We start from the raw sequence: 15,219 nt of genomic DNA, 5'->3' as shown, positions 1-15,219 counted from the left end.
AGGGCTAGCTCTCGTCCCGGGTAAAGGTCGCCCAGCGGTCGCGCTCGGGCAGGCCTTCGCGTATGTCGTCGGCTGGATTGGGGTCGATGTAATTGCCCTGCCGGTGAAGATGCGCCTTGCCGATCATGTTCGCCGTGATCGGTGCGGCGATGAACAGGAAGATCGTGATGAGCAGTTCGTGCACGGTGTAGCGGCCCTCGTGCACGGGCCAATAGATCATCGAGGCAAGCAGGATCCCGCCCACTCCCAGCGTCGTCGCCTTGGTCGGCCCGTGCAACCGCGTCATCAGCGAGGGCAGCCGGACAAGGCCCCAAGACCCCACGAGCGCGAAGCCCGCGCCTGCGAGGATCAGCGCGGCGATTGCGAAATCGGCGATCTGCGTCATCAGCGGGCTCATTCGACGATGTCTCCGCGCAGCAGGAACTTGGTGTAGGCAACGGTCCCGACGAAACCGACCATCGCAAGCAGGAGGCTGGCCTCGAAGTAGAAGGTCGAGCTTTCATAGATGCCGTAGAGCACGATGAGCGCGATCGCGTTGATCATCATGGTGTCGAGCGCGAGGATCCGGTCCCCGCGCGTCGGGCCCTTGAGCAGACGCCAAAGGTTCAGCACCAGCGCGAGCGCAATGATGACGAACCCGGCGGAGACGGCGAAATCGATCATCGGAATATCCTTGTCAGCCGCGCCTCGTAGCGCGCCTTGATGCGGGCGACGGCTTCGTCGCGATCGCCCACGTCAAGCGCATGGACGAGCAACATCCGACCGCAGGCCGAAACATCCGCGGAGACGGTGCCGGGGGTGAGGCTGATCGTCCCTGCCAGTGCGGTGATCGCCTCGGGCTGGTTAACATCGAGCGGGATCACCAGCCAGGCCGAGCGCAGGTCGCGGTCGCGCTTGGTCAGGATGATCCAGGCGACTTCGAAATTGGCGACGACGATGTCCCACAGCACCACAAGAAGGTATTCGAGCATTGCCCAGCCGAAGCGCAGGCGCGGCTTCTCCCGCCAATAGGGCGAGGTGAAAAGCGGGACCACCACGGCGACGATCCCCGCCATGATGATCGATCCCCAACTCACGCTGTTCGCGAGCAGGACCCAGAAAACGGCGAGCAGGCCGGAAAGGCCGGGATGGGGGAAGAGATTGCGGATCACCGGAGCCCCTCCGCCTGCCGCGGCGCTTCGCCCAGTACTGCCTCGATATAAGGGGTGCGCTCGAACAATTGCGTGGTCGTCTCGCCGGCGTAGTCGGTCATGGGGCCTGCGAAGATCGTAAGACCCGCGACGAGCGCCAGCAGAAACCAGGCCGGCGCGGTTTCGAACGGGTGACGGGTCGGCGGGACCTCGGCAGGCTCGCCCTGGGCCTTCCAGAACAAGGTGCTGCCCGCGCGGGCGAGGCCGAGAATGGCGAAGAACGTGCCGCCCAGAACCGCGGCCCAGATCCACGGCATCAACGCCGCTCCGGCGCTCGCATCGAGGATCAGGACCTTGCCGACGAATCCCGAAAGCGGCGGCAGGCCGGCCAGCGCGATCGCGGCGAGCATGAACAGGACCGACACCTGCCCGATCCGGGCGAAAGGGCGGCCGGGGCGAAGGTGATCTTCGTCATCGCCGCGCCCACGTCGCACGAGATCGGTGACGAGGAAGACGAGCCCGCCCGCCAGCACCGAATGCGGCATGTAATAAAGTGCAGCAGCGATCCCTTTGGGCGTGAACAGGCTCACCGCGACAAGCAACGTGCCGGTCGACCCGATCACTCCGAAAGCGGCAAGGCTCCTGAGGTTTCTCGCCGCGAGCACGCCGACATAGCCTGCAAGGATCGTCAGCATGGCCGCTGGCAGCATCCAGCCCACCGGAGCGAAGGCGGCGACGCCGGCATCCGCCCCGAAGATCAGCACGGTGACGCGGATGATCGGATAGACGCCCGCCTTGGTGAGGATCGCGAACAGGGCGGCGACCGCGGGGCTGGTCGAGGCATAGGTCTGCGGTAGCCACAGATGGAGCGGCAGCAGCGCGGCCTTGAGCGCGAAGACCGCGATCAGCAATTGCGCGCCGGCGCGGATCAGCGGCTGGTCGCCCATCGGCGCTTCGGCGACGCGCAGCGCCATGTCGGCCATGTTGAGCGTCCCGGTCACTCCGTAGAGGATGCCGACCGCAATCAGGAACAGCGTCGATCCGACGAGATTGACGACGACATATTTGACGCCCGCATGCAGTCGCTGCTGCCCCTGGCCGTGCAGCATCAATCCGTAGGATGCGATCAGCAGCACCTCGAAGAACACGAACAGGTTGAACAGGTCGCCCGTCAGGAACGAGCCGTTGAGGCCGAGCAGCTGGAACTGGAACAGCGGATGGAAATGCATCCCCCTGCGGTCGAGCCCGGTGAGCACCGCATGAGCGAGCACGACCACGCCGAGCACGCTCGTCAGCAGGACCATCAGCGCCGACAGCCGGTCGAGCACCAGCACGATGCCGAAAGGCGCGGGCCAATCGCCAAGTTCGTAGATCGTGATGTTCCCGTCCTTCGCCGAAAGGAACAGCGCAAGCGCGCTTGCAAGGATCACCAGCGTTGATGCGCCCGACAGCAGCCGGGCGAGTTGCGAAAGACGAACGACGCGCACGAGGCACACGGCCGCGATGATTGCGGGCAGCAGGATCGGGACGATGATGAGATCGCTCATCGTTCATCCTCCCGCTGCTGGCGGGCGAGGACGTCCTCGTGGTCGGGTGCGTCGTCGGGATCGCCGTCGACATGGTCCGACCCGCTTTCGAGATAGGCTCTAAGCGCCAGCACGACGACGAAGGCCGACATGCCGAAACTGATGACGATCGCGGTCAGCACCAGCGCCTGCGGCAGGGGATCGGTGTATTCGGCGACATCCTTGCCGTAGATCGGCGGGCGGTCGACCATCAGCCGCCCCATCGCGAACAGGAAGACGTTGATGGCATAGGACAGCATGGCGATCCCGAGCACGACCGGGAAGGTCCGCTTGCGCAGGGTGAGATAGACCCCCGCCGCGGTCAGCACGCCGATCCCGGAAGCGACGAGGAATTCGATGCTGAGGCCGAAGGTCATGTTCCCTGCTCCTTCGGCCGCGAGGGATCGATGTCCATCGGATGCTCCGAAGGTTCAAGCTTTTCCGCCCGCTGTGCCGCGCCCGAAAGCTGGGCGAGGGCGAGCATGACCGCGCCGACCACCGTCAGGGCGACGCCGATGTCGAACAGCATGGCGGTGGCGAGTTCGATCTCGCCGATCAGCGGCAGATGGAAATAGTCGAAGGCGGAGGTCAGGAACGGCTTGCCGAAGACGAGCGAGCCGAGCCCGGTCGCCGCGGCGATCAGCACGCCCCAGGAAATGAGCGCATGACGCTCGGTCCGGCGGCGGTCCTCGGCCCATTCGAAGCCCGAGGCCATGTACTGGATCAGCAGCGCGATCGAGAACACCAGCCCCGCGATGAAGCCGCCGCCCGGCAGGTTGTGCCCGCGCAGGAAGATGTAGAGCGCGACCACCAGCGCCAGTGGCAGTATCAGCCGCCCGGCCACGACCAGCATCATAGGGTGGCGCTCGGGCGAGCGGATCTGGTCGGGTATCCAGGCGAGCAGGCGCTGCCCGGATTCGCCTCTCACCGCGGTTCGAAGCAGCGCATAGATCCCGATCGCCGCGATGCCGAGCACGATGATCTCGCCGAACGTGTCGAAGCCGCGGAAATCGACGAGGATGACGTTCACGACATTGGTCCCGCCGCCGCCCGGTTTCGACATCTCCCAGTGATAGGAGGAGATCGGGTCGTTCGCAGGCCGCGTCATGACCGCATAGGCGAGCCATGCAACGCCGCCGCCGATAGCACTCGCCAGCGCCCCGTCGCGCACCCGGCGCGGCAGTGAACTGATCGAGCGCGGCGCCTTGGGCAGGAGGTTGAGGGCGAGCAGCAGCAACAGGATCGTCACCACCTCGACCGAGATCTGCGTCAGCGCAAGGTCGGGCGCGGACAGGAAGACGAAGGCGAGCGAGACGATGAGGCCGATGATGCTGATATAAATGAGCGACAGGAATCGCCGCGTCTCCGACATCACCACCGCGACAGCGCCGGCGATCAGGATGGCCCATGAGATGATCGCGACCGGCGAAGCGGGGATCGTCTCACGCATGCCCGGCGCGTGGCTGCCTGCGCTCATCCCCTCGATCCCGAGCGCGAGCGCGGCGAGGAAGAACACGAACAGGGTGCGCGGCAGCGAGCCGGTATGGACGCCCTCGGTGAACGCCCGGCTTGCCGCGACGAGCTTTGCGATCCCGCTGTCGAACAGTCGCTTGGCCACGGGCACCGGCAGGCTCTGCCAGACGCGCTCGGCGATGCCGTGCCTCCACAGCAGCGCAGCGCCGCCCACGACGGCGATGACGCTCATGAGAAGGGCAAGGGTGAAACCATGCCAAAGACTGAGATAGTAATAGGGCAGCTCGGTATCCTGCACGACCGCCCGCGACACGCTTTCGACAAGAGACCCGGCGAAGGTAGTGGGGAAAAGACCGATGAGAACCACCAGCGCGACCAGCACGCCGGGCGGGCCCCACAACCCGATGCCGGGATCATGCGGGGACTTGGGATAATCGTCGTGCCGCGGCCCGAAATAGACGCCGTAGACATAGCGGAAGGAATAGGCCGCCGAGAGCAGCGAGCCCAGCGTGACGAGCGCAGGCAGCAGCCAGGGCACCCCGGCCCAGGCGGTGTGCACCGCTTCCTCGAGCATCATCTCCTTGGAAATGAACCCGTTGAAGGGCGGAAGGCCCGCCATCGAAAGCCCCGCGATCGTGCCGGAAATCCCCGCGATCGGCATGAGGCCGATGAGCCCGCCCAGCCGCCTGATATCGCGCGTGCCCGCGTCGTGATCGACGATGCCCGCATTCATGAACAAAGCCGCCTTGAAGGTCGCGTGGTTGACGATGTGGAACACCGCCACCACCGCGGCCATCTTCGTGCCGAAGCCGAGCAGCATGGTGAGCAGCCCGAGATGGCTCACCGTCGAATAGGCGAGCAGGCCCTTCAGGTCGTCCTTGAACAGCGCGATCGCCGCGCCCACCAGCATGGTGAGCAGCCCGGTCGTCGCGACAAGATAGAACCACAAGTCGGTCCCCGCCAGCACCGGCCAGAGCCGCGCCATCAGGAACACGCCCGCCTTCACCATCGTCGCGCTGTGGAGATAGGCCGAGACCGGAGTGGGCGCGGCCATCGCGTGGGGCAGCCAGAAATGGAACGGAAACTGTGCCGACTTGGTGAAGCAGCCGAGCAATATCAGCACCAGCGCCACCGGATAGAGCGGCGAGGCCTGCACCACCTCGCGCTGGGCTAGGATCGCGGTCAGGTCATAGGTCCCGGCGATATTGCCGAGCAGCACCATTCCCCCGATCAGCGCCAGTCCGCCGCCGCCGGTAACCGCGAGCGCCATGCGAGCGCCTTGTCGCCCTTCCGGCTTGTGATTCCAGAAGCCGATCAGCAAGAAGGAGGACAGGCTCGTCATCTCCCAGAAGACGAGCATGAACAGGATGTTGTCCGAAAGGACGATCCCCAGCATCGCGCCCTGGAACAGCATCAGAAACGCGAAGAAGCGGCCCGAATCCTCCTCGTCCGAGAGATAAAAGGTCGCATAGGCGATCACCAGCACGCCGATGCCGAGGATGAGCCCGGCGAACAGGAGGCCGAGCGGGTCGAGAAAGAAACTCGCATCGAGCCCGATCGCGGGAATCCAGCTATGGCGTTCGGCGATGACCTCTCCGCCGAGAACGGCAGGCGCATGCAGCATGACCAGTGCCAGCGCCGTCGCCGCGAATGCGCCCGCGACCGCGCCGTGCACCCTGCGCGAGCCTCCGCCGGGGAGGCTCCCGCCGGCGATCGCGAGAGCGAGCGCGCCGAGAAAGGGCAGCAGCGATATCGTCAGCAGGTCCAAGATGACGCTCCGGGTCAGGTTGGCGGTTCGAGTGACGTGCGGCAGGACGGGAAGGTTGCGCCCCGCTGAGGTCCTTTGCGCATCGCATCAGCGCCGTCAAAGTGAAATTCCGCCGCAACCGGGCTGCGCGCAATGCCGCACCGACGCCTCGCCGAGCGAAAATTGCTGAAAAGGGGATTGCGGTTTTTCGCCGGTGACCTTCAGAAATTGTCAAGTCCCACCGGCCCTCTTCGTCACTATTGCAGGCAACCTGTGTCAGCGATAAGCTAACACAGGTTAAGGGGGTCGCCTTGACATTCACAGAGCTGTATTTCTGGCAGGTGCTGGCCGTGCTCCAGCACGAATTGCTGCTTTTCGCGGCGGGGATTTTTCCTGATCGGGGCGATCGACGACATCGCGGTCGATCTGGTTTGGCTGTGGCTCAGGCTGAACGGCCGGGCAAAGACTGCGCGTTTCGATCGCGATGAATTGCGCGCGCGCAGGCTGCGCGGCCGCGCGGCGGTTTTCATCCCGGCCTGGTCCGAAGCCTCCGTCATCCGTGAAACGCTCGCGCACATGCTCACGGCCTGGCCGCAGGCGGATCTGCGCGTCTATGTCGGCTGCTATCGCAACGATCCCGAGACGATCGCTGCCGCGATGAACGCGGCGACGGGAGACGACCGGCTGAGGATCGTGATCCATGATCGCGACGGGCCCTAGACCAAGGCCGATTGCCTCAACCGCCTCTATCGTGCGCTGTGCGCCGACGAACGGCGCATGGGCGAACGTTTCGCGATGGTCGTTTTCCACGATGCGGAGGATCTCGTCGATCCCGCAGGGCTCGGACTGCTGGATGTCGCGATCGCGCGCGGCACGGCTTTAGCGCAATTGCCGGTGGAGCCGATCGTCCAGCGCGCGAACGGTTTCCAGCGTCGCCATCTCGGCAGCCATTACTGCGAGGAATTTGCCGAATCGCATGGCAAGGCAATGGTGGTACGTGACGCGCTAGGGGCCGCATTGCCCGCCGCCGGAGTCGGCTGCGCCGTCGCGCGCGCTTCGCTCGAATTGTTTTGCGAGCGGGCCGACGAACGGAGGGTCAACGCTCACGAAGGGGACACCAAGACGCGGCCGATGCCGTTCGACGCGGATTCGCTGACCGAGGATTACGAGCTCGGTCTTGCCGTTGCCGAATGCGGCGGGGCGTGCCGGTTCGTGCGCGCGCGCAGGAAGACGGGCGCCTTATTGCCACCCGTGCGCTGTTCCCGGCACGGCTCGAAACCGTCGTGCGCCAGAAGACCCGATGGATTCACGGCATCGCGCTGCAGGGCTGGGACCGGGTCGCCTGGACGCGCAGCCCGCTCGAGATATGGATGCGCGGGCGCGACCGGCGCGGACCGCTTACGGCACTGGTGCTTTCGCTTGGCTATGTGCTGCTGGTCCTGACGGCGGTGCTTTGGGGTGCGCATGCGGCGGGGCTGGCTCCACTGCTCGCTGTGAGCCCGCTGATCGAGGCGTTGCTGGTCGCCAATCTGGCGGCCTTTGCCTGGCGCGCGGCGTGGCGCCTCGCCTTCACCGCGAGCGTTCACGGCCTGAGCGAGGGCCTGCGTGCGGTGCTGCGGATCCCGCTTGCCAATAGGGTCGCGATTCTCGCCGGACGGCGGGCGGTCACCGCTTATGCGAAGACGCTCGCCGGACGCGCTATCGGGTGGGACAAGACGCCCCACGAAAGCCGGTCGATGAACGAGGGTTTGCGCACGGGAGCGGCCCAGATCGGTATCGCAGGTTCCGCACCGCGGCTCGCCTATCCGTCAGGCGGTCTGCCCGCGCGCCTATCGGTCGGTAACTCACGGCCCAGCGCCCGGAACCGGACGGGGTCCGATGCCGGCAAAGGGCTGGCCGCTTCGTGATGGCGAATGCTCCCGCAAGCGGAAAGGGGCGTCCGCGCGGGCGGCCGCTGGCCGTGCTTGGGGTGCTTGTCGCTGCCTGGGTCGCTGGCCGCGCCACATTCTGGCGAAACCCGCTCGCCGAGCCGCAACCATTCGAATTCGCGAGCCTGATGGAAGAAGGCCCGGTTGCCTCTGGCGCAGGCGCGTGGCCGAAAATGCCGTCCTGCCCATCCACGCTTTTCAACCGCGGAGCGCGCGGCCGCCCGCGCACGAATCGGCTTGCAGGACGATCCGGGGGGCAGCACGGCCCGACAGACGGGGCCCCGGCAGACGGCGTCTGGTGGTCCTGCTTCACGCGGGCAATCCCCGGCCACGCGGGCAGGCGGGTCCCTCTCGCTCGCCCACCAACGCCTTTTTGCAGCGACGATACGCTCGACCTTCAGCCCCGCTGCCTTCACGCAATCGCGCTCGGCGGAGGGTTTCGTGACACCGGCGAGTGCAAATCCGCCTCCCTTTGCTCCGCCCCGTGCGGCTGCGACTGCCACTTCGGCACCACCGGGCCCAGCCTCTTCACCGGCGCCCGCCGACCGCTGGTCGCTCGATGGCTGGGCGTTCCTGCGCGAAGGGTCGGATGCCGCGCCGATTTCGCAGGGTCGCGTGCCGATATACGGGGCGAGCCAGATCGGCGCGAATCTGCAATGGCGCGCCCGCCCGTCCTCACCGTACGATCCAAGGGTCTATGCACGGGCTTATCGCGCGCTCGTCACCCAGGGCGAGAACGAACTCGCGATCGGCGCATCCGCGCGGCCGTTGCCGAGCGTCCCGATCCGTTTCGCGGGCGAGCTGCGGGTAACCGACGGCCCCTTTGCAACTGAATTGCGCCCCAGCGCGTTCGCCGTCACCGAATTGGCGCCCGTCAGGCTTCCTTTCGACCTCGCGCTCGAAGCCTATGCGCAGGCCGGCTATGTCGGCGGCGAGGCGGCGACCGCTTTCGCCGACGGTCAGGTCGCTCTCACCCGCGAAGTCCTGCGGTGGAGTTCGAGTCCGGACAACCCGATCCGTCTTAGCATCGGGGGCGGGGCGTGGGGCGGCGCGCAGGAAGGGGCGAACCGGGTCGACATCGGCCCAACCATGCGGCTCGATCTCAAGGTTGGCGAGGTGCCGGCACGCGTCTCGATCGACTGGCGCGAGCGCGTCGGCGGAGACGCGGCGCCCGCTTCGGGAGTGGCCGCAACGGTTTCGACGAGGTTCTGAGGGCACCGGCCCTGCAGCTCTGGCCCCACGACCTTGGCCTTTGCCAAATCGGTGGAATCGGGCGGCTTGCGGTGTCTTTCAACCGTCCTCGCGCTGGGCTAGGGCGGCGTTCATGGACGTCTACCTGCCCATTGCGAATCTCTCGGTGAACGGTCTCTTCATCGTGCTGCTAGGCGGGTTGACGGGTATCCTGTCGGGCCTGTTCGGCGTTGGCGGCGGTTTCCTGACGACGCCGTTGCTGATCTTTTACGGCATCCCGCCCACCGTCGCGGCGGCGTCCGCCGCGACCCAGGTGACGGGAGCAAGCGTTTCGGGCGTCTTCGCCCACAGCCGCCGCGGCGGTGTGGATTACCGGATGGGCGCGGTGATGGTCGGCGGCGGGGTGATCGGCGCCCTGATCGGCGCAGTCCTGTTCCGGCTGCTGCAGGCGCTGGGCCAGATCGATGTCGTCATCAACATGCTCTACGTCATCATGCTCGGCACGATCGGCTGGCTGATGATGCGCGAGGCGATCACCGCGCTGAGGCCGGGCAAGGGCGGAGGCGACACCCAACCGAGAAAGCGCCGCCATCACCCGCTCGTCGCAGGGCTCCCGTTCCGCTGGCGGTTCTATGCCTCGGGCCTCTACATCTCCCCGCTCGCGCCCCTTATACTCGGCACGCTGGTCGGTATCCTGACCATGCTGATGGGCGTGGGCGGCGGCTTCATGCTGGTCCCTGCGATGCTCTACATCCTCGGCATGAGCGGCAATGTCGTGGTCGGCACCTCGCTGTTTCAGATCCTTTTCGTGACCATGGTGACGACAATGACCCATGCGCTCACGACGAAGGCAGTCGACATCGTGCTGGCCGGCCTGCTGCTGCTTGGGTCGGTGATGGGTGCGCAGTTCGGCACGCAGATCGCGATGAAGGCGCGGCCCGAATTGCTGCGGCTGGTGCTGGCGGCGATCGTGCTCTTTATCGCTCTCAGGATGCTTTATGGCCTCGGCGTGCAGCCGGACGAAATCTACACGGTGGATCCCCTTTGAGGAGAATAGAGGCAGCCTTCCTGCTCGCGCTCGCCGCGCCGGTCCTGATGGGCCAGCGCGAGCCGGTGCTGGTCCCGGAGGTGAGCCAGTCGCGGATCGAGGTGAGGCAGGGTTTCACCGGCGCAAACCTGCTCCTTTACGGCGCGATCATCGATCCGGACGGGCCGGGCACGGGGACCGATCACGACATCGTCGTGGTGCTCAAGGGCCCGACCGAACCGGTCCGCATCCGCGAGAAGGAGCGCATTGCGGGCATCTGGATGAATGCGGGATCGACCGATTTCCGTTCCGCCCCGTCCTTCTTCGCCGTCGCGTCCTCTCGCCCGGTAGAGGAGATCGTCGATCCGCTGACCGCCGCGATCTACGAACTCGGCACCGATTTCATCCAGTTTTCCCCGACCGGCGAGATCGATCCGGAGGAGCAGACCCGCTTCACCCGCGGCCTTGTGGAGATGCGGCGGCGCGGCGGGCTCTACAAACAGGACCCGGACGGGGTGCGGATCAGCGAGGGCGTGCTCTATCAGGCGCGGATCACGCTGCCGTCGAACGTGACGACCGGGCAATACACCGCGGAAACCTTCGCCATCGCGGGCGGCCGCGTGCTCGCTTCGGCGACGGCTGACATCGAAGTGGTCAAGGTCGGCCTCGAAGGACAGGTCGTCGCCGCCTCACAGCGCTGGTCGCTGCTTTACGGGCTTGGCGCGATCGTGCTTTCGGTGGGGATGGGCTGGCTTGCCGGGCGCCTCTTCTCACGCATCTGAGAGACGGATGAAGGGACCGCGAGCGCTCGCTCCGTTGACGCGTTCTTAACCCCGATCCCGGTATCAAGGACGCGCCGGCCGCGGGTCGGCAGGGCCCCGGCCAAGCCGGGTCGTTTGCAGACGGAAACGGGCAGGGAACAGCCGAAAATGGCCGACATGGGCAAGCACGAATTCGATCGCTTCACCGGAGAGCCGTCGCTCGGCTCGAGTGAACCGGACATTCCGCAGGTGGATGAGGACTACGGCGAGGCCCAGGAAAATGCGCGCCTGCCTATCGGCGTCGTGCTCGAGATTTCGGGTTCCGGCTCGCAGATCGCCTTCGACCTGCAGCGCATCAATGAATGCATGGAGGACCCCGATCCTTCCATCGCGCTCGCCGGACAGGTCGGCAGCCAGATCAAGATCCGGGTGGGCGATGCCTGGTTGCTTGCCAGCGTGCGCGACCAGCGCAAGGACCGCCGAACCGAGGGCGGGATCATCGCCCATATCGACTTTCTCGGCGAAGGGGCTGAGGAAAAGCTGACCGGGCGCATCCATGGCTTCAAGCGCGGGGTCACCCGTTATCCGATTCCCGGCGCGATGGTCTATCCGGCGACGACCAAGGATCTCGAACAGATCTATGCCAGCGACGGGCGCGCCAACATCACGATCGGCAAGGTATTCCCGACCAGGGACATCCGGGCCGGGCTTTACATCGACGCCATGCTGGGCAAGCACTTTGCGCTGCTCGGCTCTACCGGCACCGGCAAATCGACCAGCGCCGCGCTGATCCTGCACCGCATCTGCGAGGCCGCGCCCGAAGGCCATATCGTCATGATCGACCCGCACGGCGAATATTCCGCCGCGTTCCGCCAGACGGGCCAGATCTTCGACGTGTCGAACCTGCAGATGCCCTACTGGCTGATGAATTTCGAGGAACATTGCGAAGTCCTGCTGACCAGCGACGGCAATGAACGCCAGGTCGACATGGACATCCTCGCGAAATGCCTGCTCGGCGCGCGGTCCAAGAACCGGCTCGCCGAGACGATGGGCAAGATCACGGTCGATTCCCCGATCCCCTATCTCCTGTCGGACCTTTCCAACATCCTGCAGGACGAGATGGGCAAGCTCGACAAGGCGAACTCGTCGGCGCCCTACATGCGGATCAAGGGCAAGCTCGAGGAGCTCAAGGCCGATCCGCGCTACCAGTTCATGTTCTCGGGCATGCTGGTGGGCGACACCATGACGCAGTTCATCTCCAAGGTCTTCCGCATGCCCGGCGACGGCAAGCCCATCTCGATCATCGACGTGTCGGGCGTTCCGTCGGACATCACCTCGACCGTGGTCGCGGTGCTCAGCCGCCTCGTCTTCGATTTCGCGATCTGGGGGCGCGAGGAAAAGACCCGGCCTATCCTGCTCGTTTGCGAGGAAGCGCACCGCTACGTGCCCTCCGAAAAGCACGCCGACGGTTCCTCGGTCGCCAAGATCCTCGGCCGGATCGCGAAAGAAGGCCGCAAATACGGCATCAGCCTTGGCCTCATCACACAGCGTCCGTCCGACCTTGCCGAGGGCGTGCTCTCTCAATGCGGCACGATCATCTCGATGCGTCTCAACAACGACCGCGACCAGGCCTTCGTCAAGGCGGCCATGCCCGAAGGCGCGCGCGGCTTCCTCGATTCGATTCCCGCGCTTCGCAACCGCGAATGCATCATTTGCGGCGAAGGCGTCGCGATCCCCATTCGCGTGACCTTCGACAATCTCGAGGAGCACAAGCGGCCGGCCTCGGAAGACCCGAGCTTTGCCGAACTGTGGAACCACAGCGGCGGCGAGGAGGAACTCGTTCAGCGCGTCGTTCTTCGCTGGCGTTCGCAGGGGTAGAATTCGCGCCTCCAGGGCCGGGGGCAGCTCACCCGGTCGCGGGCGGGTGCGCTTAGGCCATCATGTCCCCCGCGTGTCCCCGTAGAGGTGGATGTGCATCCGGTCGCTCATGCGGAAACCGTGTTCGAGGCATAGGGGCGCGAGCCATTCATGCCGCGCGCGCTGGGTCCTGCTGTCCCTCCCCTCGGCCATCAGGAAGACGTGGCAGGGGCGCAAGCGGTAGCGGTCTCGCAGCGCGAGCACCTCGCTCACGTCCTCGGGCGAGGCGATCACGAATTTGAAGAAGGCGCGGCTGTCGGTCGCGTAATCGTCGAGCCTTTCGGCGACGAGCGCAAGCTCGGCTGGATTGCCGCTATGCGAAAGCTTGGGGCTGACATTGTACTGGTCGATTCTCACGTCCAGCCTCGGCGGAGCTTTCACCGTGCCGTTCGTTTCGATCTCGACAGTCATGTCGGGCAGGTGTTCGAGCATCTCGGCGAGTTTGCCGCCCTGCAGCAGCGGTTCGCCCCCGGTGATGACGAGCCGGTCCTGACCCAGCGCCGCGATCTGCTCCGCCGCATCGGCCGGTGAGAGCGCGACTTGGTTCGCCTTGCGATCATAGACGGTGTCGTCGCGATGCGGGCGATTGTCACCTTCAAAGCGCCACGTATAGGCCGTGTCGCACCACGTGCAGGCAAGATTGCAGCGAGACAGCCGGACGAAGGCGACGGGGCGCCCCGTGCTCGGCCCCTCGCCCTGGAGCGAAGCGAAGATTTCGGGCGCGCCCGCATTGTCGGTGGCGAGGACGAGGCTCATGGCTTGCTTCGCGATGGTGAAGAAATTGACGCCCCGCAAACTTTGTAGGCGGTCGGAAAAAGCCGTGCGAACAGGTGTTCGGCCGCACGAACGGCTCGCGGACGAACAGGGGGAAGGGGCCTTGAGGCGGGACCGGGGCGAACGCTCATGCCCCGCCTATGGCACGAAACGAAGGCATAGGAAATTTTGCAAGCCGGGCGCGGCGGCTTGGGAAGGTTTTTGGGCGAATGCGGACTGTCGGCTAGCGACCCCTGTGTGGACATCGGCGGCGCTCTGGATGATGAACTGAACCACTGTAAGATAACGGAGCCGAGCAAACATTCCATCGGATCCTAGATGCAGCATAGCGGCAGAAATTGTTCCGCAAGTGCCAAGCATCACGGGGAATTTTCGCTTTACTCGATAGCCCCGGGCTTTGATGCTGTCTTAGGGATGATCATGAATTGAATGGTGTCGCCATGGTAAGAAATGCAATCGCAAGCACCGTTGCAATCGCTTTGGCGCTGACATCGCAGACATTGCGCGCCGACGAACAGCCGAAGGTGGCCGTCGTACCGAGCACAAACCAGCTGTCGATGAAGTTGTCCCCGCAAGTTTCCGGAGAGTTTGCGCTCTTTTGGCAGAACGCCGCGGTTACCTGCGCCAACGGAGCCGTCGAGGCTGTGGAATGGGTTGCCCCTCGGCCGCAATTCGCTGCGGAGATACTCCAGGATTTTCCCGTCACCATCGGATTCGGGATCGACGAGACGGGGCGCGCCATTGACATCAGGGCGCTTGAGGGCGGCTATGTCGAGGGGAAGTTTGAGATTTCCTTTGAACCTGAGCGAGGCACCCTGAAGCTCTCAGCCGATAACTTTCTCAAGAGTTTGACGATCCGCGATCTCATGCCGTCGCTCCGCGCTAGCCGGTTTGCAGCACAGTCGCCGCAGACCGGCTGCCGCATTACCTACACGCCGGAATATGTCGAAGCAGACGAACTCACGCTGGTGGAGCTGGCAAGGATCGGCGCAGCGCCTGGCTTCAGGTTTTCTCCATCGCAGCTTGATCGGCTCGGCGGGTCAAACTGTAACGCTGTCGGATGGCCAGCCTTCCTGCTTCGCGCATACCCGGACTGGCGCAAGATTCCCGGCGTCCGTGGTGCTCGCAAATGGAGCTTGACCAGCTTCGACATCGAGGCCGATGGCGCACCTGCGAATGTTGCTGTCATCGCCTCCTCCGGGCATGACGATCTCGACGAGGAAGCGCGCCGCGCCGTCAGCCGCAGCCGTTTCGCCGGTGGGCCGCGCACCGGATGCGTTGCGCCATGGTGGCGCAATCCGGACGTGATCCCCGCGCCTCCTGCAAGGGAAACGGAAAGCTTTCCGGGATATCAAGATTGCCGTGCCCAACGCCGCTGGGCCGTCGCCCCCAAGCTCACATTCCCGCAGCCCTACAATGATCGCGCGATCGAAGGCTGGGCTGTGCTTGGGTTCGACGTTGGGTCCGACGGGGCCATCAGAAATGTAGCTGTGCTGTCAGCCCAGCCCAGCGAGGAATTCGGGGCAGCGGGAGAGGCTGTGCTATTGTCGGCGCGCTTTGAACCGGCCAAGGAGGCACAAACGCGCTGCATCGAAAGGATCACGTTTTCCCTCGATAGGAACAAGAGAGACATGGATACGGAAAGCTAGTTGGCGCCTGCGAACAGGTCAGGCGAACCTTTCCGGAGAATTCCCGCAGGATTTCGA

At 65.1% G+C, this 15,219-nt stretch carries 14 protein-coding genes and 1 pseudogene; 7 read left to right on the top strand and 8 right to left on the bottom strand.

Annotated elements, in window-relative coordinates; genetic code table 11:
* Positions 1 to 4 precede the first annotated feature (4 nt).
* The 7 genes from Ga0102493_RS12370 to Ga0102493_RS16535 all read right to left on the bottom strand — a co-directional run bounded on the left by Ga0102493_RS12370 (position 5) and on the right by Ga0102493_RS16535 (position 6,445).
* Positions 5 to 397 carry a Na+/H+ antiporter subunit G gene (locus Ga0102493_RS12370; RefSeq protein WP_236922222.1) on the bottom strand — a complete coding sequence of 131 codons (393 nt, stop codon included), beginning with the start codon at positions 395 to 397 and terminating at the stop codon, positions 5 to 7.
* Positions 394 to 663, bottom strand: coding sequence for a K+/H+ antiporter subunit F (locus Ga0102493_RS12365; RefSeq protein WP_034903312.1), 270 nt, complete (start codon positions 661 to 663; stop codon positions 394 to 396). The genes Ga0102493_RS12370 and Ga0102493_RS12365 overlap by 4 nt, the downstream gene beginning before the upstream one ends.
* Positions 660 to 1,151 (bottom strand): Na+/H+ antiporter subunit E, encoded by a 492-nt coding sequence (locus Ga0102493_RS12360; protein ID WP_034903314.1) that lies wholly within the window; start codon positions 1,149 to 1,151, stop codon positions 660 to 662. The genes Ga0102493_RS12365 and Ga0102493_RS12360 overlap by 4 nt, the downstream gene beginning before the upstream one ends.
* Positions 1,148 to 2,677, bottom strand: a complete 1,530-nt coding sequence (locus Ga0102493_RS12355) for a monovalent cation/H+ antiporter subunit D (RefSeq protein ID WP_034903317.1) — start codon at positions 2,675 to 2,677, stop codon at positions 1,148 to 1,150. Before Ga0102493_RS12355 ends, Ga0102493_RS12360 begins: the two co-directional genes overlap by 4 nt.
* Positions 2,674 to 3,072, bottom strand: a complete 399-nt coding sequence (locus tag Ga0102493_RS12350) for a Na+/H+ antiporter subunit C (RefSeq protein WP_174544542.1) — start codon at positions 3,070 to 3,072, stop codon at positions 2,674 to 2,676. The genes Ga0102493_RS12355 and Ga0102493_RS12350 overlap by 4 nt, the downstream gene beginning before the upstream one ends.
* Positions 3,069 to 5,936, bottom strand: a complete 2,868-nt coding sequence (locus tag Ga0102493_RS12345) for a monovalent cation/H+ antiporter subunit A (RefSeq protein WP_034903320.1) — start codon at positions 5,934 to 5,936, stop codon at positions 3,069 to 3,071. Before Ga0102493_RS12345 ends, Ga0102493_RS12350 begins: the two co-directional genes overlap by 4 nt.
* A 266-nt stretch (positions 5,937 to 6,202) precedes the next feature.
* Positions 6,203 to 6,445 (bottom strand): hypothetical protein, encoded by a 243-nt coding sequence (locus Ga0102493_RS16535; protein ID WP_335661090.1) that lies wholly within the window; start codon positions 6,443 to 6,445, stop codon positions 6,203 to 6,205.
* A gap of 46 nt (positions 6,446 to 6,491) precedes the next feature.
* Here Ga0102493_RS16535 and Ga0102493_RS16530 point away from each other — a divergent pair.
* The 6 genes and pseudogenes from Ga0102493_RS16530 to Ga0102493_RS12315 all read left to right on the top strand — a co-directional run.
* A pseudogene (locus Ga0102493_RS16530) lies at positions 6,492 to 7,079 on the top strand (glycosyltransferase); the annotation flags it as partial.
* A 38-nt stretch (positions 7,080 to 7,117) separates the two neighbouring features.
* Positions 7,118 to 7,822 (top strand): glycosyltransferase family protein, encoded by a 705-nt coding sequence (locus Ga0102493_RS16525; protein WP_335661089.1) that lies wholly within the window; start codon positions 7,118 to 7,120, stop codon positions 7,820 to 7,822.
* 636 nt (positions 7,823 to 8,458) lie between these two features.
* Positions 8,459 to 9,055: a hypothetical protein gene (locus Ga0102493_RS12330; RefSeq protein WP_051697907.1), complete on the top strand. Its 597-nt coding sequence runs from the start codon at positions 8,459 to 8,461 to the stop codon at positions 9,053 to 9,055.
* Between the two features lie 112 nt (positions 9,056 to 9,167).
* Complete coding sequence (locus Ga0102493_RS12325; RefSeq protein WP_034903323.1) at positions 9,168 to 10,082, top strand: sulfite exporter TauE/SafE family protein; 915 nt, start codon at positions 9,168 to 9,170, stop codon at positions 10,080 to 10,082.
* 47 nt (positions 10,083 to 10,129) lie between these two features.
* Positions 10,130 to 10,843 carry a TIGR02186 family protein gene (locus Ga0102493_RS12320; protein WP_174544557.1) on the top strand — a complete coding sequence of 238 codons (714 nt, stop codon included), beginning with the start codon at positions 10,130 to 10,132 and terminating at the stop codon, positions 10,841 to 10,843.
* Between the two features lie 147 nt (positions 10,844 to 10,990).
* A complete protein-coding gene (locus tag Ga0102493_RS12315) occupies positions 10,991 to 12,700 on the top strand; it encodes an ATP-binding protein (protein WP_034903329.1) in 1,710 nt (569 codons plus the stop codon).
* A 60-nt stretch (positions 12,701 to 12,760) separates the two neighbouring features.
* Here Ga0102493_RS12315 and Ga0102493_RS12310 read toward each other — a convergent pair whose 3' ends face one another.
* Positions 12,761 to 13,495 (bottom strand): 7-carboxy-7-deazaguanine synthase QueE, encoded by a 735-nt coding sequence (locus Ga0102493_RS12310; RefSeq protein WP_034903707.1) that lies wholly within the window; start codon positions 13,493 to 13,495, stop codon positions 12,761 to 12,763.
* Between the two features lie 458 nt (positions 13,496 to 13,953).
* Between Ga0102493_RS12310 and Ga0102493_RS12305 the strand changes: the two genes are divergently transcribed.
* Positions 13,954 to 15,162 carry an energy transducer TonB gene (locus Ga0102493_RS12305; protein WP_034903331.1) on the top strand — a complete coding sequence of 403 codons (1,209 nt, stop codon included), beginning with the start codon at positions 13,954 to 13,956 and terminating at the stop codon, positions 15,160 to 15,162.
* The last annotated feature ends 57 nt before the right edge of the window (positions 15,163 to 15,219 follow it).

Origin of the sequence: Erythrobacter litoralis (genome assembly GCF_001719165.1) — a bacterium.
In the GTDB taxonomy this organism is placed as follows: Bacteria; Pseudomonadota; Alphaproteobacteria; order Sphingomonadales; family Sphingomonadaceae; genus Erythrobacter; species Erythrobacter litoralis.
This window is presented reverse-complemented; position numbering and strand designations above follow the sequence as displayed.

Bases quoted from the DNA above. Each gene is read 5' to 3' on its own strand.
- Ga0102493_RS12370 (WP_236922222.1), bottom strand. From the start codon at position 397: ATGAGCCCGCTGATGACGCAGATCGCCGATTTCGCAATCGCCGCGCTG.
- Ga0102493_RS12365 (WP_034903312.1), bottom strand. From the start codon at position 663: ATGATCGATTTCGCCGTCTCCGCCGGGTTCGTCATCATTGCGCTCGCG.
- Ga0102493_RS12355 (WP_034903317.1), bottom strand. From the start codon at position 2,677: ATGAGCGATCTCATCATCGTCCCGATCCTGCTGCCCGCAATCATCGCG.
- Ga0102493_RS12350 (WP_174544542.1), bottom strand. From the start codon at position 3,072: ATGACCTTCGGCCTCAGCATCGAATTCCTCGTCGCTTCCGGGATCGGC.
- Ga0102493_RS16535 (WP_335661090.1), bottom strand. From the start codon at position 6,445: ATGAAAACCGCCGCGCGGCCGCGCAGCCTGCGCGCGCGCAATTCATCG.
- Ga0102493_RS12325 (WP_034903323.1), top strand. From the start codon at position 9,168: ATGGACGTCTACCTGCCCATTGCGAATCTCTCGGTGAACGGTCTCTTC.
- Ga0102493_RS12320 (WP_174544557.1), top strand. From the start codon at position 10,130: ATGGGCCAGCGCGAGCCGGTGCTGGTCCCGGAGGTGAGCCAGTCGCGG.
- Ga0102493_RS12315 (WP_034903329.1), top strand. From the start codon at position 10,991: ATGGCCGACATGGGCAAGCACGAATTCGATCGCTTCACCGGAGAGCCG.
- Ga0102493_RS12310 (WP_034903707.1), bottom strand. From the start codon at position 13,495: ATGAGCCTCGTCCTCGCCACCGACAATGCGGGCGCGCCCGAAATCTTC.
- Ga0102493_RS12305 (WP_034903331.1), top strand. From the start codon at position 13,954: ATGGTAAGAAATGCAATCGCAAGCACCGTTGCAATCGCTTTGGCGCTG.